The sequence below is a fragment of the Colwellia marinimaniae genome (assembly GCF_002207865.1).
GTDB lineage: Bacteria > Pseudomonadota > Gammaproteobacteria > Enterobacterales > Alteromonadaceae > Colwellia > Colwellia marinimaniae.
The window spans coordinates 1-252 of record NZ_BDQM01000394.1; the positions used below are offsets into that span (position 1 = coordinate 1).

Below are 252 nucleotides of genomic sequence, written 5' to 3' on the forward strand. Positions count from 1 at the left end.
AAAAAAAAAAAAGAGCAGACGTAAAAAAAGTAGAGAGGAGAAAAAAAAAAACAGAAAAAGAAAGAAAAAAGAGAAAAAAAAGAAAAAAAAAGAAAAGAGAAAAAAAAAAAAAAAAAAAAGAAAAAGAAAAAAAGAAAAAAAAAAAAAAAAGAAAAAAAAAAAAAAGAAGAAAAAAAAAGAGAAAAAAAGGAGGAAAAAAAAAAAGGAGAAAAAAAAGAAGAAAAAAGAGAAGAGAAGAGAAAAAGAAAAGAG

At 19.0% G+C, this 252-nt stretch carries 1 protein-coding gene; it reads left to right on the top strand.

All coding sequences use genetic code 11. From position 1 onward, the window contains the following. The coding region (locus MTCD1_RS23770) for a hypothetical protein (protein WP_200818696.1) at positions 1-252 on the top strand (252 nt) is incomplete at both ends.